We start from the raw sequence: 24,255 nt of genomic DNA, 5'->3' as shown, positions 1-24,255 counted from the left end.
GGAGGGTCGTTGACATGTCCTCGACGGCGACTTATTTCGATGAACTATACAAAAGTAGCGACGACCCATGGCATCTGCGCGAAGGCTGGTACGAGCGCCGCAAACGTTCGCTCACGCTTGCACTGCTGCCGCGTCCGCGTTATCGCAATGCTTTCGAGCCGGGCTGCGCGAACGGCGAGCTGACGGCCGAACTGGCGACCCGCTGTGATGTGCTGCTCGCCGCCGATCTGCACGAAACGGCGGTACGTCTTGCGCGCGAACGTGTTGCCGGGATGCCGCAGGTCCGCGTCGAACAACGCACCGTGCCGGGCGAATGGCCGACCGGGGCGGGACCGTTCGACCTGATCGTCATCAGCGAATTGGCGTATTACCTTGGAGCAGCCGACCTCGAAACGCTGGCCGCGCGGATCGCTGCGTCGCTCACGCAGGACGGCACGCTGCTCGCTTGCCACTGGCGCCGGCCATTCGCCGAGGCGCTCGAGTCCGCCGATACCGCGCACGCGTTATTCGAAGCGCGCTGCGGCCTGTCGCATCTCGCGCATCACGACGAAGCTGATCTGCTGATCGACGTCTGGTCGCGCGACGCGCGTTCGGTGGCGCAACACGAGGGGCTTCTATGATCGGCGTAGTCGTTCCGGCGCACAACGAAGAGGCGTTGCTGGCGCCTTGTCTTGCCGCGTTGATCGAGGCTTCACGGCATGCTGGTCTGGCCGGAGAAGCGGTGCGGATCGTCGTCGTGCTCGATGCCTGCAATGATTTTTCCGGGGCGATCGCGCGTGCTTACGGCGCCGGGACGTTAACGCTGAAGGCGCACAACGTCGGCATCGCGCGTGCCACGGGCGCCGATTTCCTGTTGGCGGACGGCGCCCGCTGGCTCGCCTTCACCGATGCCGACAGCCGCGTGTCGCCGGGCTGGCTGGTCGCACAACTGGCGCTGGACGCGGACGCTGTATGCGGCTCGATTGCCGTCGACGACTGGACAGCGCATCCGCACAGCGTGCGCGAATATTTCCGCAAGACCTATGTGGACGCTGATGGTCACCGTCACGTGCACGGCGCGAATCTCGGCGTCTCGGCAGAAGCGTATCGCCGCGCCGGCGGCTTTCCGCCGCTCACATGCAGCGAAGACGTCGCGCTGGTCGACCGCCTGATCGCGACCGGCGCTCGCATCGCGTGGAGCGCCGCACCGCGCGTGATCACAAGTGCGCGTACGGTAACCCGCGCACGCGGCGGTTTCGGCGACACGCTCGCCGCATGGGCGACAGGATAAACGCGGGCGGTAGCCGCAGCCCGCTTCACGTCTCATTCGGGAACACAAGATCAAGACGGCTGCACGCCGCGAAGAGGGCGAGACGTTAGCCTCGACCGCCTCGCGAGATCTCTTCACCCGCGCGATGCGGCATGCGCAGCGTGACCGGAATCGAGGCGAACGAGCACAAGCCCACCACCAGAAACGCGGGCCAGAAATCCGACCACATGATGCCCGGGTGTCCGTGCAGCACGCGCGAAATCTGCAGCACGATACCGCCCACCGTCACGCCCAGGCCGAGCGACATCTGCTGCACCACGCTGCCGAGACTCGTGGCACGCCCCACATCGCGGCTGGCGATTTCCGCGTAAGTCAGCGAGTTCAGACTTGTGAATTGCAGCGCGGGGAAGAAGCCGCCCAGCAACACCACGAACCAGATGATCCAGGTCGGCGTGCCGGGGAAAAACAGGCCGCACGCCGCGATCGCAATCCCTGACAGCGCCGCGTTGACCACCAGCACCGAACGGAAGCCGAAGCGATGCAGCACGCGCGAGGCGAACGTGCGCATGAACATGCCGCCGAACGCGGACGCGCAGGTAATCAGGCCGGACTCGAACGCGCTCATGCCGTGTCCTTCCTGCAGCATTAGCGGCAGCAGAAAGGGCAGCGCACCGAGACCGATGCGAAACAGCGAGCCGCCGAGCACACTCGCCTGGAAAGTCGGCACCTTGAAGAAGCGCAGATCGAGCAACGGCATTTTGACGCGCTGTGCGTACGCGACGTAGACCACCAGCAGCGCCGCGCCGCTCGCACACATGCCAAACGCGTCCCGATTCGACATGAGTTCGCCGCCGACCAGCGACAGTCCGAGCAGAAGCAGCACCGCGCCGGCCGCCGACAGAAAAAAACCGATCCAGTCGAGCGGTCCCGGATCCGGTTCACGCGTGTTGGCGATGTACCGGTTGGTCAGATAGATACCGAGAATGCCGATCGGCACATTGATGAAGAAGATCAGGCGCCAGTGCAGATAGGTGGTGATGAAGCCGCCGAGCAGCGGTCCGGCTGCCGGCCCGAGCAGCGCCGGAACGCTCAGATAGTTCATCGCGCGGATGAAGTCGGACTTGTGCACCACACGGAAGATAATGATCCGCCCGACCGGCACCATCATCGCGCCGCCGACGCCTTGCACGAAACGGGCGAGGGTGAAGGTGGCCAGCGAGTTCGACGCGGCGCACAGGAGCGAGCCGGTCACGAAGATGCCGATCGCAGTGCGGAAAATCGTCCGCGCGCCGAAGCGGTCCGCAAGCCAGCCACATACCGGGATAAACACACCGAGACCGAGCACATAGCTTGTCACCGCGATTTTCAGTGTGACCGGGTCGCGCCCGAAGTCGCGCGCCATGACCGGCAAGGCTGTCACGATCACATTCGCATCGACGCTTTCCATGAACATCGCGCATGCGACGATAAGGGGCGCAATCAGGGCTTTCTGAACGACGGTCATGGAGGGCGGGCGATCTGCGGCGGAAGGCCGCAGGCAAAGGCGACATTATTGCACCTGTACGGTGCGGATGGTTAATAGTGCAGTGGCTGATGCCGACCCTTTTTGAGATTGCGAGGACCGCGGATGTGAACGTCGCACAACATACCGGAGAGATTATTGATATTTGTTGCGGTGCGGCACGAGAGAGCTATAATCGGGTTATTGCCTAGGTATAAACCCTATACAGGAGTCCACCATGAACACCGCTTCCAACGCCGCTGTCCGCACTGCACCTGCCGCTAACACGTTTCTGGGCAAGCTTCGCGCACTGGCTCTGCATGCACTGAACCTGCATCTGCAAAACTGCGCTGTGATCGCTGAAGCGCATCGCCGCCCGCAGTAAGCACCAGGAAGCGCCAGTGTCCGCACGGGCGCTTGCATAGCCGGGCTGCCGTCAGGTCACCGACCGTGGCGAGCAACCGGTGGTTCTGACCGTATCGTTTAACGGCTCGGGATCTCGAATACCAGACAGGTCGTCGTGGCATGCGCGTAGAGCGTGCCGTCGGGGCCGACGAGGCGAGCTTCCGCCGTGGCCAGTTGCCGTCCGCAATGAATCACCTTGCCTTCGGCGCGCACGCGTTGCACGCGCGGCGTCACCGCTTTCACGTAATTCACGCTCAGCTCGGCGGTGGTGTAGCCGCGGCCCGGCGCCATCATCGTGTGCACCGAGCAGCCTAGCGCGGAATCGAGCAAGGTGGCGATCCAACCACCGTGCACGGTACCCAGTGGATTCAGATGCTGCGCGAGCGGGGTGCCCTGAAAGACCGCTTGCCCAGCACTGACTTCGACGATCGTAAAGTCGAGCGTGCGCGCAATTGCGGCGTAGGGCAGCTCCGCGTTCATCATCGCCTGCATGACTTCCAGGCCGGTCTTGCCCGCCACCTGTTCGGGGCTTGCGACGCCGGGACCCGGGCCGGCGTTAAGCGTCGCCAATACTTCCTGCTCGCGTGCGAGCCAGCGTTCGAGCTGTTGTTCGTTCGTCAATCCGTGTTCTCCGGGAAGCGTGCTTCGGAATCGATGCATCGTCATCGATTAGAGCATCAACCCGCTTCAGGGCGCTGGAGTGCCACCTCTGGATTGCCGCAGCGTGCCCGTGCGTTACTCCCTGATACGCGATGCAACCGCGCGCTGCACTTTGGTTGCTCGCGCGGACAGCGCGCTCATCAGAAGTGCAATCGACACCAACCCGACCAGATACACACCGGCCATCATCCAATCCTGATCTGCCATCGTCATTCCCCTTCAATTGCCGCCATTTCCGGCGCGAAAGCCAATATTCCGCCGTGCTATTACTCTCGATTACGGCACGCGAAGCGGAAATCTTGATGGAGCGAATCAGCCTTTAAAACAGTGCGCGATCGAGCGATATCGACCCCACGTCGAATCTTTGTCTCGCGATCTTCAATAAGCGTTTAAAATCCAGCCCCTTGTCGAGCGCAGCGGTCCTCATCAGCACGCCAAGCCAATCGGCAATATCGACCGTTTTATCGGCCATATTGCTCTGCCATACGCTCCGTCACGCGGCGAAGTGCGGTCCGCCTCAATGACCGGCCTAGGTTAAAACCCGACGAATTCACTGACATTGGCTGACACTGTCAACCTTTTCAACACTTTGCCGTTATCCATTTGTAATCGCCGAAGTAAGGCGACGCCGTGACAGACGACCCGTCGCCACGACAGCTCTACGAAGGTCCGCATTGACCATGTTCCACCGATATAACTACAAATTCGACCAGCCAGGCGCGATGTTCGACCGTATATCGAAGACGCTTGGCAAGCGGAGCATCCTCTCGCCCCTGCTCGCACTCGTTATTTGCGGGTTGTTGCTGCTCGTCTTGCAGCATCTCTCGCAGGCGGTCGACTATCGCTCGATCATGCGTCAGCTGCGTCACCTGACGGCCAGCGAGTGGGCCGCGGCGCTCGGCGCGACCACGCTCAGCTATATCGCGCTGGTCGGCCGCGATGCAGTCGGCTTGCGCTACCTGGGCGTGGCGGTGCCGCGCGCGGCACTGTGGATCGGCGCGACCGCGGGCTCCGCGCTCGGCAATGCGACCGGCTTTGGCGCATTGACGGGCGGCGCCGTGCGCGTGCGCGTCTACGGGGTGTCGAACGTCACGCCCGCACAGATCGGCCGCATGACCGTGTTCACGAGTGTGTCGCTGGCGCTCGCGCTGGTGCTGATGACGGCGCTCGGCATGGTGTGCCTCGCCGACCCGCTCGCGACGATGCTGCATCTCCCGCCGCTCACGCTGCGCTGGGGTGGCGCGACACTGCTCGTCGTGCTCGGTCTCGCTGCGGCCGCCTGCCGTCGCGACACGCGCCCGATCCGCACGCGCTGGCAGTGGCTGTCGTTCGATATCCCGGCGCGCCGGGATCTGCTTGCGCAAGTGGCGCTCGCCGTACTCGACGTGGTGGCCGCGGGCCTCGCGTTGTGGGCGCTGTTGCCGCATGCGGACGTCAGCTTCGTCACCTTCATCACCGTCTATGCCGCCGCGATGCTGCTCGGCATGATCGGCCACACACCCGGCGGTGTCGGCGTGTTCGAAGCCGCGATGGTGTTCACGCTGAACGGCAGCGTGCAAACACATCAGATGGTCGCGGCGCTGCTCGCTTATCGCGCGATTTACTTCGGCGTGCCGCTGATTGTTTCGGCGGCGTTGCTCGCGGGCTTCGAAGGCCGTGCGCTGAAAAGCCGCCTGCCGCTGCGGCATGCGGCAGGTGCTTATAAGCTCGCGCCGCTGTTCCTGAGCCTCGTGACTTTCGTCGTGGGCGGCATGCTGGTGATTTCCAGCGCGACCCCCGCGTTCTGGCAGCGCATCCTGATCCTGCGCGACGTGCTGCCGTTGTGGGTGCTCGAAAGCTCGCAGATGCTGTGCAGCGTGCTCGGCGTGCTGCTGTTGTTCGTCGCGCGCGGTTTGCTGCGGCGTCTGGATGCCGCGTGGTGGATGACCTTGCTGCTGGCGGTGCTGAGCCTCGCGCTCTCGCTGACCAAAGGTCTCGCCTTCGTGGAGGCGAGTGTGCTTGGCATGCTGATCGTGCTGCTGCTGTCCACACGCCGCCGTTTCAACCGTCATTCGTCGCTGTTTGCCGAGCGCTTTACGGCGGGCTGGCTGGTGTCGGTGGCGATGGTGCTCGCGCTCGCTGTGTGGGTAATGCTGTTTGCGTTCCGCGACGTGCCGTACACGCGCGACCTGTGGTGGCAATTCGCTTTCGACGAACGCGCACCGCGGGCGCTGCGTGCAACGCTGGCCGCCAGCCTGTTCGCCGCCACGTTCGCGTTCTGGCAGTTGCTGCGCCCCGCGGCGGGCCGTTTCGTCATGCCCGCTCCGCAGGATCTGCAGGACGCGGCGCGCATCGTACGCGCCCAGGAGCGCAGCGACGCCGGCCTCGCGCTGATGGGCGACAAGAGCTTCCTCTTTTCCGAATCGCGCGAAGCCTTCCTGATGTACGCAAAAAATGGCCGCACGTGGGCCGCGCTTCACGATCCGGTTGGGCCGCGCGAGGAGTGGGCCGGCTTGATCAGCAAGTTCGTCGCGCTCGCGCATGCGCACGGCGGCCGCGCCGCGTTCTATCAGGTGCGCGCCAATGCCTTGCCGCTCTATCTCGACGCCGGCCTCACGCTGATGAAGCTCGGCGAAGAAGCGCACGTGGTGCTCGACGATTTCGACCTGAAGGGCTCGCATCGCGCGCATCTGCGCTATGCGCTCAAGCGCGGCGAACGTGACGGCTTTACCGTCGAAGTGATCGATCAGGCCGATGTGCCTGCATCGCTCGAGACGTTGCGTGAGATTTCTGACGGCTGGCTCGATAGCCGCGACGCGCGCGAAAAGAGCTTTTCGGTGGCCGCGTTTACCGACGAATACCTCGCCGCGCAATCCGTGATGCTGGTGCGCCAGAACGGCGAGCCGGCCGCTTTCGTGACCTTCATGACGACCGACATGAACACCGAAGCGACCGTCGGCGTGATGCGGCACGTGGAAAGCGCGTCGCCGTATGCGATGGAATATCTGTTCACTCAACTGGCGCTGCATCTGAAGCAGGCGGGGTTCCGCTCGCTCAGTCTCGGCATCGCGCCGCTCTCCGGCATGCAGCCGACGCCGCTCGCGTCGCGCTGGCATCGGCTGGCGGGCATTGTGTGGCGCTTCGGCGGCCGCTTCTATAACTTCCGCGGACTGCGTGCTTTCAAGAGCAAGTTCCAGCCGCATTGGGAGCCGCGCTATCTCGCGGCGTCAGGTTCGGTGGGGGTGTTCTTCACGCTCGCGGACCTGTCATTGCTGGCAGGAGGCCGGCGTTCATGACATTGCATCCGTTTTTCAGGCTCGCCGTTGCGGCGGGCCTCCTCGCTGGCAGCGCGGCCGCCCTGGCCGCAACCTCCACCGTGTCCGGCGGCCGTTATGGCGACGTGACGGTGACGCAGCCGGCCGGTCCCATGCGTGGTTTCGTGGTGCTTTACTCCGCAGCGAGCGGCTGGAGTGCCGCCGACCAGCAAACCGCCGATGCGCTTGCCAAGGCCGGGGCGTTGACCGTCGGCGTGGATACGGCGCGCTATGCGGCCAATCTGAGCGCAAAAAAAGAAGCCTGCCATCAATTGGTGGGCGACGCTGAAGCCTTGAGCCATCAACTCGAACGGCAATCGCAATCGAGCCGCTATTTCGCGCCGATCGTCGCCGGTACGGGGCAGGGCGCGACGCTGGCGATGCATGTGCTCGAACAGGCGCCGTCGAATACGGTTGCGGGCGCGGTCTCGGTGGACGCGGAGCGCACGCTGGATTCGCGCTTCCAACCGTGCCCGCCGGACCCGACGATCATCCGCGACAAAGTGCCGGGTTTCGTCGAAAAGGCGACGCCTGGCAACGGCGATCGCACGCGGCTTGTTGCCATGGTCACGCCGCATTTGCAGACAGCGTCGACGAATGACGACGACGTCTCCGATCTGCCGCTGATCGAATTGCCCGCGGCGCATCCGAACGGCCTCATGGCGATCGTGATTTCCGGCGATGGCGGCTGGCGCGATCTCGACAAGACCATCTCGCTCGCCTTGCAGAAAGACGGCGTTTCGGTGATCGGCATCGACAGTCTTCGTTATTTCTGGAGCGAAAAGACCCCGGCCCAGACGAGCCGCGATCTCGCGCGCGTGATGCAGACCTACGGCGCGCGCTGGCATGCGGACCACATTGCGCTCGTCGGCTATTCGTTCGGCGCCGACGTGATGCCGTTCGCCTATAACCGCCTGCCTGAAGCGCTGCGCGCGAAAGTGTCGCTGATTGCGCTGCTCGGTTTCGCGCCAGACGCCGATTTCCAGATCCGTGTGGGCGGCTGGCTCGGTATGCCGGCGAGCGATAAAGCCTTGAAGGTGCAGCCGGAATTCGCACGCGTACCGCCCGCGATCGTGCAGTGCTTCTACGGTGAAGACGAGAAGGGCACCTTGTGTCCGGCGCTGACCAACACCGGTGTCGAGGTGATTCGTACGTCGGGTGACCATCACTTCGGCCGAGACTACAACGCGCTGGAGCGGCGCATTCTGGATGCCTTCAGAAAGCAAAGCGGCGTGCGTGATTAGGGATGCCGCGCGACTTGGCCGCCCCCGCGCGGCCCACAGACGACGCTGCCCGCTGTAGGGAACAGGGATTGACAAAGCCCGTCAAGTCAACGAAGATCGAACGCATGAACTGCCTCGACATCCGTATCGCGCTGATTATTAGCACCATTCATCGAATGGTGGGTTAGCGCGCGTCTGATACGCAGTGACAAAAACCCGCCCCACGAGGCGGGTTTTTTTATGTCCGCTTTCTGCCTGCCTCCTGGTGATCTCTTTGATGATTTGTCCTTGCCGCACAGGAGCTTGCCTTGCCGTTACACGAACTCAAACAGGCCGCGGAAGCCGCTGACAGCGTCGCCTTGCGCCACGACTACCTGAAGAAAACCCTGACCGCGCGCGTCTACGACGTGGCCCGCGAGACCGAACTCGAACGCGCGCCGAATCTGTCGGCACGGCTACGCAATCCGGTGTATCTGAAACGCGAGGACAACCAGCCGGTGTTCTCGTTCAAGGTGCGCGGCGCGTACAACAAGATGGCGCATATTCCGGCGGAGGCGCTGGAGCGGGGTGTGATTACCGCGTCGGCGGGCAATCACGCGCAGGGTGTGGCGTTGTCGGCGGCCCGTATGGGCGTGAAAGCAATCATCGTTGTACCGGTGACAACCCCGCAGGTGAAGGTCGACGCGGTACGCGCGCATGGCGGGGCGACAGTCGAAGTCGTGCAGTTCGGCGAGTCCTATAGCGATGCATACGGACATGCCGTGAAGCTGCAGGAAGAACGCGGCCTGACGTTCGTCCACCCGTTCGACGATCCGTACGTAATCGCGGGCCAGGGCACGGTCGCGATGGAGATTCTCAGCCAGCATCAGGGCCCGATCCACGCGATCTTCGTGCCGATCGGCGGTGGTGGACTCGCGGCAGGTGTGGCCGCGTACGTGAAATCGGTGCGCCCGGAGATCAAGGTGATCGGCGTGCAGACGGATGACTCGTGTGCGATGGCGGCTTCCTTAAAAGCAGGCGAACGGGTCACATTGAACGAAGTCGGGCTGTTCTCGGATGGCACCGCCGTGAAGCTTGTGGGCGAAGAAACCTTCCGCCTGTGCCGCGAATATCTCGACGATGTGCTGCTCGTGAACACCGACGCGCTGTGCGCCGCGATCAAGGACGTGTTCCAGGACACCCGCAGCGTGCTGGAACCGGCGGGCGCGCTGGCCGTGGCCGGCGCCAAACAGTACGCCGAGCGTGAAGGCATCGAGGACCAGACGCTGATTGCGATCACGTCCGGTGCGAACATGAACTTCGACCGCATGCGTTTCGTGGCGGAGCGCGCTGAAGTCGGTGAAGCACGTGAAGCGGTGTTCGCCGTGACGATTCCCGAAGAGCGCGGCAGTTTCCGCCGGTTCTGCGAACTGGTGGGCACGCGCAGCGTCACCGAGTTCAACTACCGCATTGCGGACGCGAATTCAGCCCATATCTTTGTCGGCGTACAGATCCGCAATCGCAGCGAGTCGGCGCAGATCGCGGGCGCATTTGAAGCACACGGCTTTGCCACCGTCGATCTGACTTTCGATGAACTGTCGAAACAGCACATCCGCTACATGGTCGGCGGCCGCTCGCCGCTGGCCCACGACGAACGTCTGTTCCGCTTCGAGTTTCCGGAGCGTCCGGGCGCGCTGATGAAGTTTTTGTCGTCGATGGCGCCGAACTGGAATATCAGCCTGTTCCACTATCGCAACCAGGGTGCGGACTACAGTTCGATTCTGGTCGGCATTCAGGTGCCGGAGAGCGAGAACAGCGAGTTCGAACACTTTCTCACGACGCTTGGTTACCCCTACTGGGAAGAGACGCAGAACCCGGTGTACCGCTTGTTTCTCGCATAACAGAGCGAATTGCAGTGTGGCAGGAGACGGCGCCTGGCAAAAGACAACAGGCGCCGCTGCTCCGCTTGTTAGCGAGCGTGCTTACCTTGCCAGACTTTGCCGAAATGCACAGACATATACACGCCTAAGACAAGTGCGCCTGCGAATACCGCGAGACAGTCTGCATTCACACCGATCGTGACAGACTGCCGCGTGAGCAGATAGAGGCCGGCCAGCAGATTGAAATATCCCCACAGTACGTTGACCAATGCCGACGAATCGCCGACACCCCGCGGTTTCGCGAAAGGTGTCGGAAACGGCTCGCCACGCAGGCCGCTCGCGAGGTGCGGGACGCAATTGCACAGAAACGCGCCGGAGAAAAACAGGGTGAGATAGCTCATGGAATGGTTTGTCTGGTTAGCGAAAAACGCGATCGGGCGGCGAAAGCTGTATCGCAGTTATGCGAGGATATCCTCGCAAAAGATAGTAGAGGATGCCCTCGCATATGTCAAACCCGGCCAGAGCGGATTACGGACGGTGAACAACGGCGCACGCGCGGTGCTGCGTCAGTAGTCTTGGCCGTCGCCAGCCGCGGGGTTAACATGCACGCTGGAATCCACACCACGATGCGAAGCCAGGCTCGCAAGAAAACAGCAATTAAAACTCTCCGATATGGCAACGACACTTTCTAGCGGCGCGCAGGAGCCGAAACGACAACGGGGACATCTGCGTGTCGCGGCAATCATGGAGGCGGGCGTAGCGGTGTTTACCGAGAAGGGCTACGATGCGGCCACCATGACCGAGATCGCCGCGCGCTCGAACACCGCGATTGGTTCGCTGTACCGTTTTTTTCCATCCAAAGAATCGTTGGCGGATGCATTGCTTTCGCGCTATGTGGAGGACACGACGAGCAGCTTTACCGCGCTCGCCGATCAGGCGTCGGCAATGACCCCAGGCCAGCTCGCCGATGCATTCGTCGATTTCATGCTGTCGCTGCAATCGCAGCGCAGTCTGGCTGTCGCACTTGTTGAAGCGCGCGGTGGCAGTGACGAGCGGCGCGCTCGTTTTCGCGAAACGATGCGTGGCAGCATCGCCACGATTTTGCGCAACGCGATTCCTCATCTGACGAAGGCGCAGTCCGAGACGAAGGCGGTGGTCCTTCTGCATGTGCTCAAAGCAGTCGCCGGGGCGAACGACGAGAAGCCCGCGGCACGCCGGAGGTTGCTTGCCGAGATCCGGAAATTGACCAGGGTTTACCTCGAGGCCGCTCAAAGCGACTCGGACGATCGGTTATCGGTCGAGTAAGCGCAAGAGCCGTCTGGGCAACGGGATCACGCATGTGCGCGTCTCCCGCCTGCCCGAACCGGCACACCGGTTATCTCAAAACTAGATACTGCATATCCTCGATATCGCGTTGCGCGATACAGCGCATGATCGTCAAACTGCGTGCATATCAAACGCCGCATTCAGGAGACAACTCATGCGCACCCAGGTTGGCATCATCGGTGCCGGGCCGGCAGGCCTGCTTCTTTCCCATCTTCTTCACTTGCGCGGCATCGATTCGGTCGTGCTCGAATCGCGCACTCGCGAACAGATCGAATCCACTATCCGCGCCGGCGTTCTCGAACAGGGCACGATGGACCTGCTCACCGAGGCAGGTGTCGGCGCGCGCATGAAGGCCGAAGGGGCGCTGCATCACGGCTTTGAACTGGCTTTCGAAGGCAAGCGGCGCCGTATCGATCTGACGGGACTCACCGGCCATTCGATCACGGTCTACGCGCAGCACGAAGTCATCAAGGACCTGGTCGCCGCGCGTCTGGCTGCAGGCGGGGCATTGCGTTTCGGCGTGATGGAGACGTCGCTGCACGGCATCGACACCGATCAGCCATCGATCCACTATCGCCACGAAGGCGAAGCGTGCGAATTGCAATGCGACTTCGTGATCGGCTGCGACGGCTCGCAAGGTGTGTCGCGTGCATCGATCCCGCAGGCCTTGCGGAAAGATTTCGAACGCGTTTATCCGTTCGGCTGGTTCGGCATTCTGTGCGAAGGACCGCCGTCGTCGGAAGAATTGATCTACGCGCGGCACGATCGGGGTTTTGCGCTGGTCAGCACGCGCTCGGCGAATGTGCAGCGCATGTATTTCCAGTGCGATCCCAAGGACTCCGTCGACAACTGGTCCGACGACCGGATCTGGGCCGAGCTGCACGCGCGCGTCGATTCGCACGACGGCCAGCACATCGTGGACGGCAAGATCTTCCAGAAGAATATTGTCGGCATGCGCAGTTTCGTGTCGGCCACCATGCAGCATGGCCGGCTCTTTCTCGCCGGCGACGCCGCGCATATTGTGCCGCCCACCGGCGCGAAGGGCATGAATCTCGCCGTTGCCGATGTGCGTGTGCTGACCCAGGCGCTGAACGCGTTCTACGTCGAAAATCGCACCGATCTGCTCGACGGTTACAGTGCAACCGCGCTCAAGCGTATCTGGCGCGCGGAGCATTTCTCGTACTGGATGACGAGCATGATGCATCGCATTGAAGGCGCATCGCCGTTCGAACAGCAGTTGCAGGTGGCCGAACTCGAATACGTGACCACGTCGCATGCGGCGGCTACCGCGATGGCGGAGAACTACGTGGGCATCGCCGCCGTATAAGGGGATGGGGATCTGCGCGCGCAGCTTTGTGTCGCCAGCGTTTATAGAATGGGCGCCGGATATTTTTGGTCAGACGAACCCCGCCGAGCCGCGCGCACTCCGGCAAACCATTGATGGGCGGGCTTGCTCCATTGTCGTGTCAAAAGCAACAGTGAATTCAGGAATGGAGGATTTATCCGCGCCTGACGGACCCCTAGACTGCTCCCATCGACTGCACGATATGTGACATCTGCAGCGCGTGTAAGACACTCTCTAGAGGTGGTTTCATGAAATCGCTCATCAAAGCTGTTGCTATTGCAGTTGTTCTTGGCGCCCCGATCGCTTCGTTTGCGCAATCGAATCAGCCGGCCTCGCAAAACGCGCAGGGCACGCAAGCGCAAGTTTCCACGCAGCAGGGCGCTGCTCAGGCCGATACGAGCGGTTATGGTTCGGCCAGTCGCGGCACGTGGCAAGCAGGTCGCGGCAATGACACGACGGTAAGCTCGTATTCGCCGCCGATCTATAACGCGCGGTAATGGCGTAACGAAAGGGCACAACGAAATACGCGGATCATTGCGGCGCTATTAGGCTCGTTCAAAATCTGCGAGTTGAAAATAAGAGGCCGGTCATCGGAACAAGTCCGATGACCGGCCTTTTTTCATGTTCGTCACGCAGTTATGGCGTGCGCAACAAGGTCATCTCGTTGCGCAGCAGGGCGTGAAGGTCTTCGTCGGTGGGCCGGGTACCCCAGTGCCGCGCACCGGCGACCGATGCAATCGCGATCCACGAATGAGGTGGAAACCATTCGCGGAGCACGGCGCCGTCCTGACGCAAACACAATTGGCCGGTTTGTTCGCTGTATTCGGCGGAGATGAGCGTGCCGTCGACTTGTGCGCTTACACGCCGTGGATCGCTGCGTTGCAAATCGTCGCTCCTAAAAAGGTGTGGCGCGAATGCCTGCGCGGGCTGACGGCGTCAGTGACGCTGCCCCGGCCCATGCATTAGTGGTCGCCCCGGCCGTGGTCATCGCCATGGCCGTGCCAATCGCCATGATCGCCGTCGTGGCCGTGCCAGTCTCCATGCGGGCCGTCGCGATAGCCGCGCGCGTCATGCCACTCGCGCTCGTGATGGCGCTCTTCCCACTCGCGTCGTTCCCAGTAGCGGTGGCCGTCGTAATAGCGCTCGCCGTACCAGCCGGGACTCACCACCACCACAGGCGGAGCGGGTGCGTAGACAGGCGGAGGCGGCGCATAGACTGGAGCAGGCGAATAGGCCACGCCCGGAATGCCGATGTTCACTCCGACATCGACGTGCGCAAGCGCGACAGAAGATGCACCGATCCCCAGACCTGCAACGATCGCCATGGACAGCCAGCGGTTTCGTGAATTGCTCATGTTTTATTCTCGGCTTTTACGATTGAGAGTGGAGTGCGCCGCGCGGGCAGCGCTTAGTAATGGTCGTGATCGTGATAGTGGTCATGGTCGTGATAGCCGCCCTCTGGCACGACGATACAACCGCCTAATGCACTCCCGAGGGTGACAGCCAACAGCATCAGCGCGAAAATTCGTTTCATGACGTTGCCTTCCCTTTTACGTTTGATCGAACTCTACTGAGCGGCTGGATTACCGGTGTGTTCGTGTGTAACAGGACGTGTCGATTCATTGGCCCGTCGGCCACGCATGTGACACGGTATGGGGGCGCGTTGCAACGCTGCGGTTAGTCCTTCCGCTAGCGAGAACTCGATGGGCAACCCGTTGAGCGCGCTGTGAAAAACGTCGGGCCTTCATGCATCTGCTGTGCTCGGGCAGGTTGAAGCACATGCGTATGAACAACTGGAGCATGCATTGAGTGACAGGTCACTACGCGTATGCCCGACGGATACATTCAGTTGCAGACTCGGGATGCGAGCCGACGTGATGTGGCGCCGATCGCACTTTCTACACGGACGCTAGTGCGTTGCCGAAGCGTTGCCACCTCATGCGCCCGAAGAGATCGTCAGATGCAGCATCAGCTTTTCTTAAGGTTTGATCCGTAGCATGCTGCGCGATTGCGTTCAAAATTTGTGTATCCTCAGCGCAAATACGCTTCTTCCATCCAATGGCTTCAGTGCCACTAACACATTCTCATGACCATGCGAACGGACCCGGCCAGTTTTTCACGCTATGCAACAGGCTATGACGGCGTAGCCAGGTTTCTTCACTGGCTGGTGGTCCTGTTGATCGCTGCGCAGTTCGTAATCGGTTGGACCATGCCGGATATTCATAAGGGCACGCGGCCCGATGGCTTGATCGCGTGGCATCTCGGCGTGGGGGCAACGCTGATTGCCGCCGTCGTGGTGAGAATCGTCTGGCGTCTCACACACACGCCGGCGCCTGCATCGCTGTCACCTTTCTTCCGCGTCGTTTCGCACATCACGCACGGTCTTCTTTATCTTGCGCTGGTGGCTGTGCCTTTGCTGGGATGGGCTAATGCGTCTTCGCGTGGATGGTCCGTCAAGCTGCTCGGCATACTGCCGTATCCCAGCATCTCGGCGGTCGGTTCGCCAGTGGGACATGAGATGGGCGATATTCACGGCTATCTGGCCTGGGTGTTGTTTGCGCTGATCGCACTGCATATCGTGGCGGCGTTGTTTCATCGCTTCGTGCTGAAGGATCAGACATTGCAGCGGATGCTGCCGTGATTCGTTAGCGTGCGTTAGCGGCTTGTTGCTGCCGGTCTGTTGATCGCCGGTCGCCCGCGTGCGAGTTGCGCTCCGTCGGCGGCCAGCGGGTCCACCGATTTCCTCTCTGATGCCTGGATCGTGGCGATTTCGACGTCATTGCGTCGGCGCACGATCGTCACTCCCGTGTGCGTGATAAGCACATAAAAAACAAGTCTTTTACGCGCGCCGATAACACTGGTTAGATCGGAGGATCGACTGTCTGTCAGTCATTGAGGTCCAACCGCATCTCTTGCCGGTCAGCCATGAGCGCAATTACCGACACATTCAACCGGGATTCCACGGGGCGGCCATCCGCGGGGCGCTCCACAGGGCTGCCTTCTGCGGTGCTTTCCACGCATCTTCCTCCTACGTGGTCCGCGCCGTTGTTCTCTTCGCGGCGTGATGGCCGCTCGCTCGACGTGAGCGTTCGTGCCGCAATTCACGCGGCGTTCACCGCCAACCCGTGCCTGAAAAGTTGGCCCGCGCACGCAATCGACGCCTTATGCGACGCCGGCCAATTGCGCACCTGGACCAACGGCGAGTTGATCTTCGCGCGCGATGAAGCGTGCGACGACATCCAGGTCGTCCTCTCCGGCGCGATCGAAATGAGCTGGACCAACTCGGCCGGAGTGCGCGCGGTAGCGGTGTACATGTGGCCGAACGAAGTCATCAACTTCATTCCGGTGATGGACCGGCGCGGCTCGATGCACGATCAGCGCGCCCACGGCTCGACGACGCTGTTCCATATTCCCGGCAGCGCACTATTCGAACTGTTCGCTCGCGAGCCCGCGTTGTTGCGCAACGTGCTTGATCTGATCTGCCTGCGAAGCCGGGCGTTGCATGGCCGGATGGGCAAGATGGCACTGGCCGGATTTCGCGCGCGCTTCGCAGATCAATTACTCGGGCTTGCCGAATGGCACGGCAAGAAAACGGAGCGGGGCGTTGAATTGACGATCAAGCTTTCGCAGGAAGACCTCGCCGCGTTATTGGCCGCTTCGCGGCAAAGCATCAATAAGGAACTGCGCTGGCTCGTGCAGCAGGGCATCGTGGACGTGCGTTATAGCCGGATCACTGTGATCGATATGGACGCATTGCGGAAAGTGAGCGACGCCGCGTGAGAAAAATCATAACGATATAAAAAGCGCTTCTATCAAGTGTCTAAAGCGCGATAGATTCGCGGCGCTCACTCTGCCGATAATGGTTCATCGATTCAGCAGGCAGAGCCACTCAAGTGTTGATTCAACCGGTGCGCTGACCTGTCTCGTCCTTAAACCCAGGAGTTGCATCGCATGTCGAATCTCAGTCTCGCGACGTCCAACGCATTGGACATTCATCCCGTCACCGGCCGCATCGGCGCGGAAATTCGTGGCGTGCGCCTGTCGGGGCAACTCGAATCGGCAACGGTAGAAGCGATTCGCGCCGCGCTGGTACGTCACAAGGTGATCTTCTTCCGCGGCCAGACACACCTGCAGGATGCCGATCAGGAAGCCTTCGCCAAGCTGCTTGGCGAACCGGTTTCGCATCCCACGGTGCCGGTTGTGGACGGTACCGACTACCTGCTCGAACTCGATTCACATCGCGGCGGCCGCGCGAATTCGTGGCATACGGACGTGACTTTCGTCGACGCGTATCCGCAAGCGTCGATCCTGCGCGGCGTGACGATTCCGGAGGTGGGCGGCGACACCGTCTGGGCCAACACCGCCACCGCTTACGACGATCTGCCGCCGCCGCTCAAAGCGCTCGCCGAGCAACTGTGGGCCGTGCACAGCAATGAATACGACTACGCGAACTACGGCAACGTCGGCGAGCGCGGGCGAGATGCCGAAGCGCTCAAACGCTATCGAGAAGTGTTCGTGTCGACACGCTATGAGACCGAGCATCCGGTCGTGCGCGTGCATCCGGAATCCGGCGAAAAGACGCTGATTCTCGGTCATTTCGTGAAGAGCTTTGTCGGCCTCACGCCGAGCGCGTCGGCGCATGTGCTGGAACTGCTGCAAGCCTACGTAACGCGCCTCGAGAACATCGTGCGCTGGCGCTGGCAGACAGGCGATGTTGCGATCTGGGACAACCGCGCGACCCAGCACTACGCGGTCAATGACTACGGCGATGCTCATCGCGTGGTGCGTCGCGTGACGCTGAAGGGTGACGTGCCGGTGAGCGTCGACGGTCGCCGCAGCTTTACGCGTAGCGTCGAACCGAATCCGGCTGTGAAGGCCGCCTGATCGTCGCGGACCGCTTGTGCATGCGCACACTGCGCATGCCGCTCACGCCGCTTGCGTACGTGATGAATGCGCCCCGCAGAAATTCGTAGAATTTTTGCGGGGTTCCTGCGTTTTCAACCTAGCCCTTCAACGGCTACACGCTCCGGCGCCGTTGCTTCGCGATAGCCGAGCCGCGTCGAGATCGCGAGCCCCGATTCCTTGAGTAGCGCGACGTAGTGCGATTTCGTGTCGGCGCCGCAGCGCATCGTCGGAAACGAAATCGACAGGCCTGCAATCACGCGGCCGAAGCGGTCGAACACCGGCACCGCGAGACACTGCAGCCCTTCCTCCTGTTCCTCGTTGTCCTCGCCGTAGCCTTGCTCGCGCACGCGCGGCAGGATGCTCAACACTGCGTCCGCACAGGCGAGCGACTTTTGCGTCGACTTGCGAAATTCGACATGCGAGAGTATTTCGCGCGCTTCGGCCGGGTCCATCCACGCAAGCAGCACCTTGCCGATCGCCGTGCTGTGCAGGGGATTACGGCGGCCGATTCGCGACTGCATGCGCAGCCCGTAATCCGCGTCGATCTTATGGACGTAGATGATGGCGTCTTCGTCGAACGCGCCGAGGTGGACCGCCTCGCGCGTGACCTGGCCGATGCGGCGCATCTCGACATCGGCCTCGCGTACGAGATCGACGCTTTCCAGCGCCTTCGCGCCGAGTTCGAACAGGCGGATCGTCAACCGGTAGCGCTCGGTTTCGACTTCCTGCGTCACATAGCCGAGCGCTTTCAGCGTCTGGATCACGCGGTGCACGGTGGTCTTCGACATGCCGAGCCGTTGCGACAATTCGCTGATGCCGATCTGACTGCTATCGCCGATTGCGCCAAGAATCGCGAAGACCCGGCCAATCGATGAGGCCGATTCACCTCTGTCGCCAGCCACGCCGCCCGCGCTATCCGCTTCCTGCATGGGTACGTCGTCGTCCTTGCGCTGCTTGCCCATTGCTGCCATGTCCGTCATTCCCTGTTGATGCCAAACCGATCAAAGTCCGCTCACTGCCGGATGCCGATCGCCCTCAGTGCCGAGAGCATACCGCGTCACGCGAGCCGCGTGACCTCTCTGCTGCCGTCACGCTAGCGCGCGAGCCAGCCACCGTCCACGGCAAGCGTATGGCCGTGCACATAGTCCGACGCGGACGACGCGAGGAACACGACCGGTCCCGCGAGATCCGCCGGCGTGCCCCAGCGGCCCGCCGGAATACGTCCGACGATTTCATCGTTACGCTGCGCGTCGCCGCGTAGCGCCGCCGTGTTCGCGGTGGCCATGTAGCCCGGCGCGATCGCGTTCACGTTGACGCCTTGCGCGGCCCACTCGTTCGCGAGCAGCCGCGTGAGACCGAGCACGCCACTTTTCGACGCCGTATACGACGCCACGCGGATGCCACCCTGAAACGACAGCATCGACGCGACGTTGATGATCTTGCCGCCGCTTGCCTGTTTCACGAACTGCCGTGCCACCGCCTGCGAAAGAAAGAAGACGCTTTTCAGGTTGACGTCCATGACGGCGTCCCAGTCGTCTTCGCTGAAGTCGAGCGCGTCCTCGCGGCGGATGATGCCCGCGTTGTTCACGAGCACGTCGACACGGCCGAACGCTTCGACTGCGGCGCGCACGATGTCGTTGACCGGGGTGATCGAGGCGAGGTCGGCGCGCACATCCGCGAAGCGGCGTCCCGTTGCTTCGACGTGGGCGGCTGTATCGCCGGCGTCCGCGCGGCTCACGCCGACGATGTCGCAGCCGGCCGTGGCGAGCGCGATGGCCATGCCCGCACCGAGGCCCGTATTGCTGCCGGTGACGATGGCGACCTTACCGGTCAGATCGAAGCTGTTCACTGTGTGTAGGTTCCTATGTCGTCCTCGGTGCCGTTGAGGTATCTGCTGTCCGGGATGGGAGCATGCGTGCCGTCAACGCAGATCGCGCACCGCAATGTGGTCCATGTCGCTGAACACCTGGTTCTCGCCGACCATGCCCCAGATGAACGTGTACGCACGCGTGCCGACGCCCGAGTGAATCGACCAGCTCGGCGAGATCACGGCCTGCTCGTTATGTACGAGGATGTGCCGAGTTTGGTTCGGTTCGCCCATCATGTGGAAGACGGCCGCGTCGTCTGCCACGTTGAAATAGAAGTACACCTCCATGCGACGCTCGTGCGTGTGGCACGGCATCGTGTTCCAGAGGTTGCCCGGTTCGAGCTTGGTCATGCCCATCGAAAGCTGGCAGGTGGGCAGCACCTCGGGAACGATGAACTTGTAGATGGTGCGGCGATTGCTCGTGGCGGGGTCGCCGAGCGTTTCGGGCGACACTTGTGCGAGCGAGATGGTGCGGGTGGGATGCGACTCGTGCGCGGGCGCGCAGTTCAGGTAGAACTTCGCGGGGCGCGCCGCATCGTCGCTGCCGAACGCGACGGCCTGTTTGCCCTTGCCGATGTAGATCGCCTCTTCGTTACGCACCGTATAGCGCGTGCCGTCCACATCGACCCAGCCATCGCCGCCGATGTTGATCGCGCCCAGCTCGCGACGCTCCAGCAGATAGCCGACGCCGATCGCCTTGCCGAGCGAAGTGGGCACCTCGACCGCGTGCGTTGCCGGCCACACGCCGCCTACGATGATGCGATCGATATGGCTGTACGTGAGCCGCAGCGCGTCGCGTTCGAACACGTCTTCGACTAGGAACTGCTTGCGCAGCCCGGCGGTATCAAGCGTCTTCGCGTGCTCGCTGTTGATGCTCTGTCTCACTTCCATTGTTCTTGCCTCCGATCGGATGGGGTGTCGTGCCGTGCCGTTTTACGACGGCGTTCTGTTATCGACTGTAGCGCAGAATTTTAAATGTGGAACATCGGTCCGAAAATATTGCAATGCCACATCAAGCGTGGCAAGCCTTCTGGATGACATCCGGGTAAACGATGATCAGGAAGTCTATCAAAAACGGAACGTTGTTCCTATCGCGATGCTATATTGCGCCGAAAGGGGAGACGCCCGGCGCAAGAACGGGACATTAATCGGGTAATCCACCCGGCAACTGGACGCAAAGTCCATGGAGGAGGCATGAAGCTCAAGAAGGCCATCGACCGCATTCCAGGCGGCCTGATGCTGGTGCCGTTGCTGCTCGGCGCCTGTGTCCACACGTTTGCGCCGGGCGGAGGGAAGTACCTCGGGTCGTTCACCAATGGCTTGATTACCGGCACCGTGCCGATTCTGGCGGTGTGGTTCTTCTGCATGGGCGCGACGATTGACCTGCGGGCAACCGGCGTCGTGCTGCGCAAGTCAGGCACGCTGCTCGTGACCAAAATGGTGGTGGCGTGGATTGCAACGATCGTTGCTTCGCACTTCATTCCGATCGACGGCGTCAAGGCGGGCCTGTTCGCCGGTCTCTCGGTGCTCGCGATCACGACGTCGATGGATATGACCAACGGTGGTCTCTATGCAGCCGTGATGCAGCAATACGGCAGCAAGGAAGAGGCGGGCGCGTTCGTCCTGATGTCGATCGAATCGGGGCCGCTCGTCAGCATGATCATCCTCGGCGCGACGGGCGTCGCGTTCTTCGAGCCGCGGCTGTTCGTCGGCGCGGTGCTGCCGTTCCTGATCGGCTTCGCGTTGGGTAACCTGGACAGCGAGCTGCGCGAGTTCTTTGGCCGCTGCGTGCATCCGCTGATTCCGTTTTTCGGCTTCGCGCTCGGCAACGGTATCGACCTGAATGTGATCGTCACGAGCGGCTTGCCGGGCATCGTGCTGGGTCTCGGGGTGATCGTCGTGACGGGCATTCCGCTGATCCTCGCGGATCGCTGGATCGCGGGCGGCAATGGGGCGGCGGGGTTGGCGGCTTCGTCGACAGCGGGGGCCGCGGTGGCGAATCCGGCGATCATCGGCGAGATGATTCCGCGCTTCAAGCCGCTGGTGCCGGCTGCGACGGCAATGGTCGCGACGGCGTGTCTCGTGACCGCGATTCTGGTGCCGATTCTGACCGCGCTATGGGTGCGCCGGCATCATGCACGCGATGCATTGCGTGAGGAGTTTGCGGCAGCGACGACGCCACCGCAGCCGCTCAATGAGCGGGACGTGCACGTTTGAAGGGGTGGGGCGGCCGGTTTGCGCCTCAACGCGACGAAGTGAAGCGAGTCACGTGAGGCGGGGAATCACCGCCCCAGCTTCCTCTCCAACATCGCCTTAACCTCCGCCCACTCCTCATCGATGATGCTAAAGCGCACCGAATTGCGCTTGCGCCCATCCGGCATGATCCGCTCGTGCCGGACAATCCCTTCCTGTTTCGCGCCGATCCGCAGAATCGCCGCTCTTGATTTCTCGTTGAGCTCGTCGGTCGTGAACTGCACGCGCACGCACCGCATCGCTTCGAACGCATGACTCAGCAGTAGGTACTTCGCCTCGGTATTCGCCGCCGAGCACTGCACCGATTCGCCTAGCCACGTGTGGCCGATTTCCAGCTTCCGGTTCACCCGATCGATTTTCCAGAACCGCGTGCTGCCGACAATCGCGCCGGTATCGCGCCGCACGATCACAAACGGCATCACGGTGGCGGCTGCACGCCCGTCGAGTGCGGTTGCGATATAGCTGCCGACCGTTTCAGGACCTGGCACCACGGTCAGCTTCATATTCCACAATTGCCCGTCCGCGGCGGCGTCGAGCAATGCCTGGGCGTGTTCCTGTTGAAGTGGCCTGAGTTCGACGGCCTGTCCGATCAGTGTGGGTTGCATGACGTGAGGAATGTGAGGAACGTGAGGGGGAAGTCGCAATAAACAAAAAAAGTCCGCGAACGAGCGCTCGCGGACCTGGCACAGCAACCAATCAAGCTGGCGAAGTCAGAAACCTCGCCCTGAACCGAAAGCCTGACGACGGCTTTCGGCGTTTTAAGCCGCGGTCACAGAAACCGACTTGGTGACCAGATAGCCTTCCATGGCTTCCGGACCCCCTTCCGACCCATAGCCCGAATCCTTCACGCCGCCAAACGGCATTTCCGGCCAGGGCGTGGCGGGCTGGTTGATCCACAGCATGCCGACTTCCATCTGTTGCGACAGCAGATGCACGTTGCGGAATGACTTCGTGAACGCGTAACCCGCGAGACCAAACGGCAGACGGTTCGCCTCGGCGATCGCTTCTTCGAGCGTGTCGAAACCGCGGATCGCGGCGATCGGGCCGAACGGCTCGTTGTTGAACACGTCCGAGTCGAGCGACACGTTGGTCAGCACGGTCGGCGCGAAGAAGTTGCCCTCCGAGCCCACGCGTTCGCCGCCCGTCTCGACCTTCGCGCCGGTTTTGCGCGCGTCGTCGAGCACCTTGCTCATCGCGGTCAGACGGCGCGCATTGGCGAGCGGTCCGATCGTTGTGCCTTCCGCCAGACCGTCGCCGAGCTTGAGGCCTTCAGCATGCTTGACGAGCGCCGCGGCGAACTCCTCGCGGACGCTGTTGTGCACCAGAAAGCGCGTCGGCGAGATGCAGACCTGGCCCGCGTTGCGGAACTTCGCGGCGCCCGCGGCCTTGATGGCCAGCGCCACGTCGGCGTCTTCCGCCACGATCACAGGCGCATGACCGCCCAGTTCCATCGTCGCGCGCTTCATGTGCGTGCCGGCCAGCGCGGCCAGCTGCTTGCCGACCGGCGTCGAGCCGGTGAACGTGACCTTGCGGATCACCGGATGCGCAATCAGGTAGCTGGAAATCTCCGCCGGATCGCCGAACACGAGGCCGACCGTACCGGCCGGCACGCCGGCCTCAACGAACGCCTGCAGCAGCGCCGCCGGCGACGCCGGGGTTTCTTCCGGTGCCTTGACGAGGAATGAGCAGCCGCACGCGAGCGCCGCGCTCAGCTTGCGCACAACCTGATTGACCGGGAAATTCCACGGCGTGAAGGCCGCCACCGGGCCGATCGGCTCCTTGAGCACCGTTTGCTGCACCGCCAGATTGCGCGGCGGGACGACCCGACCGTAGACGCGGCGGCCTTCGTCGGCGAACCATTCGATGATGTCTGCCGCGGACAGCACTTCGACGCGCGCCTCGGCGAACGGCTTGCCCTGTTCCTGCGTCATCAGGCGGGCGATGTCGGAGGCCCGTTCGCGCACCAGCGCGGCGGCCTTGCGCATGGTGGTGGCGCGTTCGTTGGCCGGAATCTTGCGCCAGGCTTCGAAACCGCGCTGTGCGGCGGCCAGCGCGCGATCCAGATCAGGGATACCGGCGTGAGCCACCTTGCCGATGGGCTTGCCAGTGGCGGGATTGATGACGTCGAGGGTTTTGCCGCTGGCTGCGTCGCACCATTCGCCGTTGATCAGAAGACGGGTGTCGGTATAGCTCGAGGTGGCCATGCTGGGTTCCTGTAAGTGGGGAGAACGATAGGTCGCGCGGTCGTGATGCATTGGGCTGACGCTGCGCGGCCAAGGATGGACTGCCGATACCAATCATCTTATCTGATTGCGCGCAATCGCATCGGCGCTGGCCCCACGGGCGGCGGTCGGCACGGGCTTTGCTAC

26 protein-coding genes are annotated in these 24,255 nt (G+C 62.3%); 13 read left to right on the top strand and 13 right to left on the bottom strand.

All coding sequences use genetic code 11. The features are described 5' to 3' along the window. Nucleotides 1-14: 14 nt before the first annotated feature. Nucleotides 15-620: a class I SAM-dependent methyltransferase gene (locus PQQ86_RS10025; protein WP_408266200.1), complete on the top strand. Its 606-nt coding sequence runs from the start codon at nt 15-17 to the stop codon at nt 618-620. Further along, on the top strand, nt 617-1,270 hold the full coding sequence (locus tag PQQ86_RS10020; protein WP_408266198.1) for a glycosyltransferase family 2 protein: 654 nt from the start codon (nt 617-619) through the stop codon (nt 1,268-1,270). Before PQQ86_RS10025 ends, PQQ86_RS10020 begins: the two co-directional genes overlap by 4 nt. Before the next feature lie 85 nt (nt 1,271-1,355). Here the strand turns inward: PQQ86_RS10020 and PQQ86_RS10015 are convergent, their stop codons facing one another. Then, nucleotides 1,356-2,753, bottom strand: a complete 1,398-nt coding sequence (locus PQQ86_RS10015) for an MFS transporter (protein WP_408266196.1) — start codon at nt 2,751-2,753, stop codon at nt 1,356-1,358. Between the two features lie 235 nt (nt 2,754-2,988). On the opposite strand from PQQ86_RS10015, the gene PQQ86_RS10010 reads away from it, so the two are divergent. Next, a complete protein-coding gene (locus PQQ86_RS10010; RefSeq protein WP_167378516.1) occupies nt 2,989-3,135 on the top strand; it encodes a hypothetical protein in 147 nt (48 codons plus the stop codon). Between the two features lie 98 nt (nt 3,136-3,233). Here the strand turns inward: PQQ86_RS10010 and PQQ86_RS10005 are convergent, their stop codons facing one another. From PQQ86_RS10005 to PQQ86_RS09995, 3 genes are all read right to left on the bottom strand, one after another. Further along, a complete protein-coding gene (locus PQQ86_RS10005; RefSeq protein ID WP_408203232.1) occupies nt 3,234-3,776 on the bottom strand; it encodes a PaaI family thioesterase in 543 nt (180 codons plus the stop codon). Nucleotides 3,777-3,890: 114 nt separating this feature from the next. Continuing rightward, a complete protein-coding gene (locus tag PQQ86_RS10000; RefSeq protein WP_408266193.1) occupies nt 3,891-4,022 on the bottom strand; it encodes a hypothetical protein in 132 nt (43 codons plus the stop codon). A gap of 112 nt (nt 4,023-4,134) precedes the next feature. Beyond that, nucleotides 4,135-4,287, bottom strand: coding sequence for a hypothetical protein (locus PQQ86_RS09995; RefSeq protein WP_408266191.1), 153 nt, complete (start codon nt 4,285-4,287; stop codon nt 4,135-4,137). 250 nt (nt 4,288-4,537) lie between these two features. Here PQQ86_RS09995 and mprF point away from each other — a divergent pair, with 250 nt between their 5' ends. From mprF to ilvA, 3 genes are all read left to right on the top strand, one after another. Continuing rightward, nucleotides 4,538-7,090, top strand: a complete 2,553-nt coding sequence (gene mprF / locus PQQ86_RS09990) for a bifunctional lysylphosphatidylglycerol flippase/synthetase MprF (RefSeq protein ID WP_408270199.1) — start codon at nt 4,538-4,540, stop codon at nt 7,088-7,090. Beyond that, on the top strand, nt 7,087-8,352 hold the full coding sequence (locus PQQ86_RS09985) for a virulence factor family protein (RefSeq protein WP_408266189.1): 1,266 nt from the start codon (nt 7,087-7,089) through the stop codon (nt 8,350-8,352). Before mprF ends, PQQ86_RS09985 begins: the two co-directional genes overlap by 4 nt. A gap of 287 nt (nt 8,353-8,639) precedes the next feature. Then, nucleotides 8,640-10,211 carry a threonine ammonia-lyase, biosynthetic gene (gene ilvA / locus PQQ86_RS09980; RefSeq protein WP_408266187.1) on the top strand — a complete coding sequence of 524 codons (1,572 nt, stop codon included), beginning with the start codon at nt 8,640-8,642 and terminating at the stop codon, nt 10,209-10,211. Between the two features lie 68 nt (nt 10,212-10,279). On the opposite strand, the gene PQQ86_RS09975 is transcribed toward ilvA, so the two are convergent. After that, nucleotides 10,280-10,591, bottom strand: coding sequence for a hypothetical protein (locus PQQ86_RS09975; RefSeq protein ID WP_408266185.1), 312 nt, complete (start codon nt 10,589-10,591; stop codon nt 10,280-10,282). A 271-nt stretch (nt 10,592-10,862) separates the two neighbouring features. Between PQQ86_RS09975 and PQQ86_RS09970 the strand changes: the two genes are divergently transcribed. From PQQ86_RS09970 to PQQ86_RS09960, 3 genes are all read left to right on the top strand, one after another. Then, nucleotides 10,863-11,495 carry a TetR/AcrR family transcriptional regulator gene (locus PQQ86_RS09970; RefSeq protein WP_408266183.1) on the top strand — a complete coding sequence of 211 codons (633 nt, stop codon included), beginning with the start codon at nt 10,863-10,865 and terminating at the stop codon, nt 11,493-11,495. 175 nt (nt 11,496-11,670) lie between these two features. Next, nucleotides 11,671-12,843: a 4-hydroxybenzoate 3-monooxygenase gene (locus tag PQQ86_RS09965; RefSeq protein WP_408266181.1), complete on the top strand. Its 1,173-nt coding sequence runs from the start codon at nt 11,671-11,673 to the stop codon at nt 12,841-12,843. 266 nt (nt 12,844-13,109) lie between these two features. Continuing rightward, nucleotides 13,110-13,358 (top strand): hypothetical protein, encoded by a 249-nt coding sequence (locus PQQ86_RS09960; protein WP_408266177.1) that lies wholly within the window; start codon nt 13,110-13,112, stop codon nt 13,356-13,358. Between the two features lie 139 nt (nt 13,359-13,497). Here PQQ86_RS09960 and PQQ86_RS09955 read toward each other — a convergent pair whose 3' ends face one another. The 3 genes from PQQ86_RS09955 to PQQ86_RS09945 all read right to left on the bottom strand — a co-directional run bounded on the left by PQQ86_RS09955 (nt 13,498) and on the right by PQQ86_RS09945 (nt 14,395). After that, entirely contained in the window at nt 13,498-13,746 is a 249-nt protein-coding gene (locus PQQ86_RS09955) for a hypothetical protein (RefSeq protein WP_408266175.1), read from the bottom strand. 77 nt (nt 13,747-13,823) lie between these two features. Beyond that, the gene (locus tag PQQ86_RS09950) at nt 13,824-14,216 is read right to left on the bottom strand and encodes a hypothetical protein (protein WP_408266173.1); all 393 of its coding nucleotides are present in this window, start codon (nt 14,214-14,216) and stop codon (nt 13,824-13,826) included. A gap of 53 nt (nt 14,217-14,269) precedes the next feature. After that, nucleotides 14,270-14,395, bottom strand: a complete 126-nt coding sequence (locus PQQ86_RS09945) for a hypothetical protein (protein WP_408266171.1) — start codon at nt 14,393-14,395, stop codon at nt 14,270-14,272. A gap of 552 nt (nt 14,396-14,947) precedes the next feature. On the opposite strand from PQQ86_RS09945, the gene PQQ86_RS09940 reads away from it, so the two are divergent. From PQQ86_RS09940 to PQQ86_RS09930, 3 genes are all read left to right on the top strand, one after another. Further along, the gene (locus tag PQQ86_RS09940; protein WP_408266169.1) at nt 14,948-15,502 is read left to right on the top strand and encodes a cytochrome b; all 555 of its coding nucleotides are present in this window, start codon (nt 14,948-14,950) and stop codon (nt 15,500-15,502) included. A 284-nt stretch (nt 15,503-15,786) separates the two neighbouring features. Further along, complete coding sequence (locus tag PQQ86_RS09935; RefSeq protein WP_408266167.1) at nt 15,787-16,641, top strand: Crp/Fnr family transcriptional regulator; 855 nt, start codon at nt 15,787-15,789, stop codon at nt 16,639-16,641. A 171-nt stretch (nt 16,642-16,812) separates the two neighbouring features. Further along, complete coding sequence (locus tag PQQ86_RS09930; protein WP_408266165.1) at nt 16,813-17,745, top strand: TauD/TfdA dioxygenase family protein; 933 nt, start codon at nt 16,813-16,815, stop codon at nt 17,743-17,745. Nucleotides 17,746-17,858: 113 nt separating this feature from the next. On the opposite strand, the gene kdgR is transcribed toward PQQ86_RS09930, so the two are convergent. The 3 genes from kdgR to kduI form a co-directional block, all read right to left on the bottom strand. Beyond that, entirely contained in the window at nt 17,859-18,737 is an 879-nt protein-coding gene (kdgR, locus tag PQQ86_RS09925) for a DNA-binding transcriptional regulator KdgR (RefSeq protein WP_408266163.1), read from the bottom strand. Between the two features lie 122 nt (nt 18,738-18,859). Beyond that, nucleotides 18,860-19,615, bottom strand: a complete 756-nt coding sequence (gene kduD / locus PQQ86_RS09920; RefSeq protein ID WP_408266161.1) for a 2-dehydro-3-deoxy-D-gluconate 5-dehydrogenase KduD — start codon at nt 19,613-19,615, stop codon at nt 18,860-18,862. A gap of 72 nt (nt 19,616-19,687) precedes the next feature. After that, nucleotides 19,688-20,524 carry a 5-dehydro-4-deoxy-D-glucuronate isomerase gene (kduI, locus tag PQQ86_RS09915; RefSeq protein ID WP_408266159.1) on the bottom strand — a complete coding sequence of 279 codons (837 nt, stop codon included), beginning with the start codon at nt 20,522-20,524 and terminating at the stop codon, nt 19,688-19,690. A gap of 303 nt (nt 20,525-20,827) precedes the next feature. Here kduI and kdgT point away from each other — a divergent pair, with 303 nt between their 5' ends. After that, nucleotides 20,828-21,850 carry a 2-keto-3-deoxygluconate transporter gene (gene kdgT, locus PQQ86_RS09910; protein ID WP_093642943.1) on the top strand — a complete coding sequence of 341 codons (1,023 nt, stop codon included), beginning with the start codon at nt 20,828-20,830 and terminating at the stop codon, nt 21,848-21,850. A gap of 65 nt (nt 21,851-21,915) precedes the next feature. Here the strand turns inward: kdgT and PQQ86_RS09905 are convergent, their stop codons facing one another. Beyond that, nucleotides 21,916-22,491 carry a GNAT family N-acetyltransferase gene (locus PQQ86_RS09905; RefSeq protein WP_408266157.1) on the bottom strand — a complete coding sequence of 192 codons (576 nt, stop codon included), beginning with the start codon at nt 22,489-22,491 and terminating at the stop codon, nt 21,916-21,918. Between the two features lie 153 nt (nt 22,492-22,644). Further along, nucleotides 22,645-24,090 carry an NAD-dependent succinate-semialdehyde dehydrogenase gene (locus tag PQQ86_RS09900; protein ID WP_408266155.1) on the bottom strand — a complete coding sequence of 482 codons (1,446 nt, stop codon included), beginning with the start codon at nt 24,088-24,090 and terminating at the stop codon, nt 22,645-22,647. Nucleotides 24,091-24,255: the final 165 nt, after the last annotated feature.

The organism is Paraburkholderia sediminicola (assembly GCF_046026675.1).
Taxonomy (GTDB): Bacteria; Pseudomonadota; Gammaproteobacteria; order Burkholderiales; family Burkholderiaceae; genus Paraburkholderia; species Paraburkholderia sediminicola_F.
The sequence above is the reverse complement of the archived record's forward strand: the minus strand, read 5'-3'. Positions and strand labels throughout refer to the sequence as shown.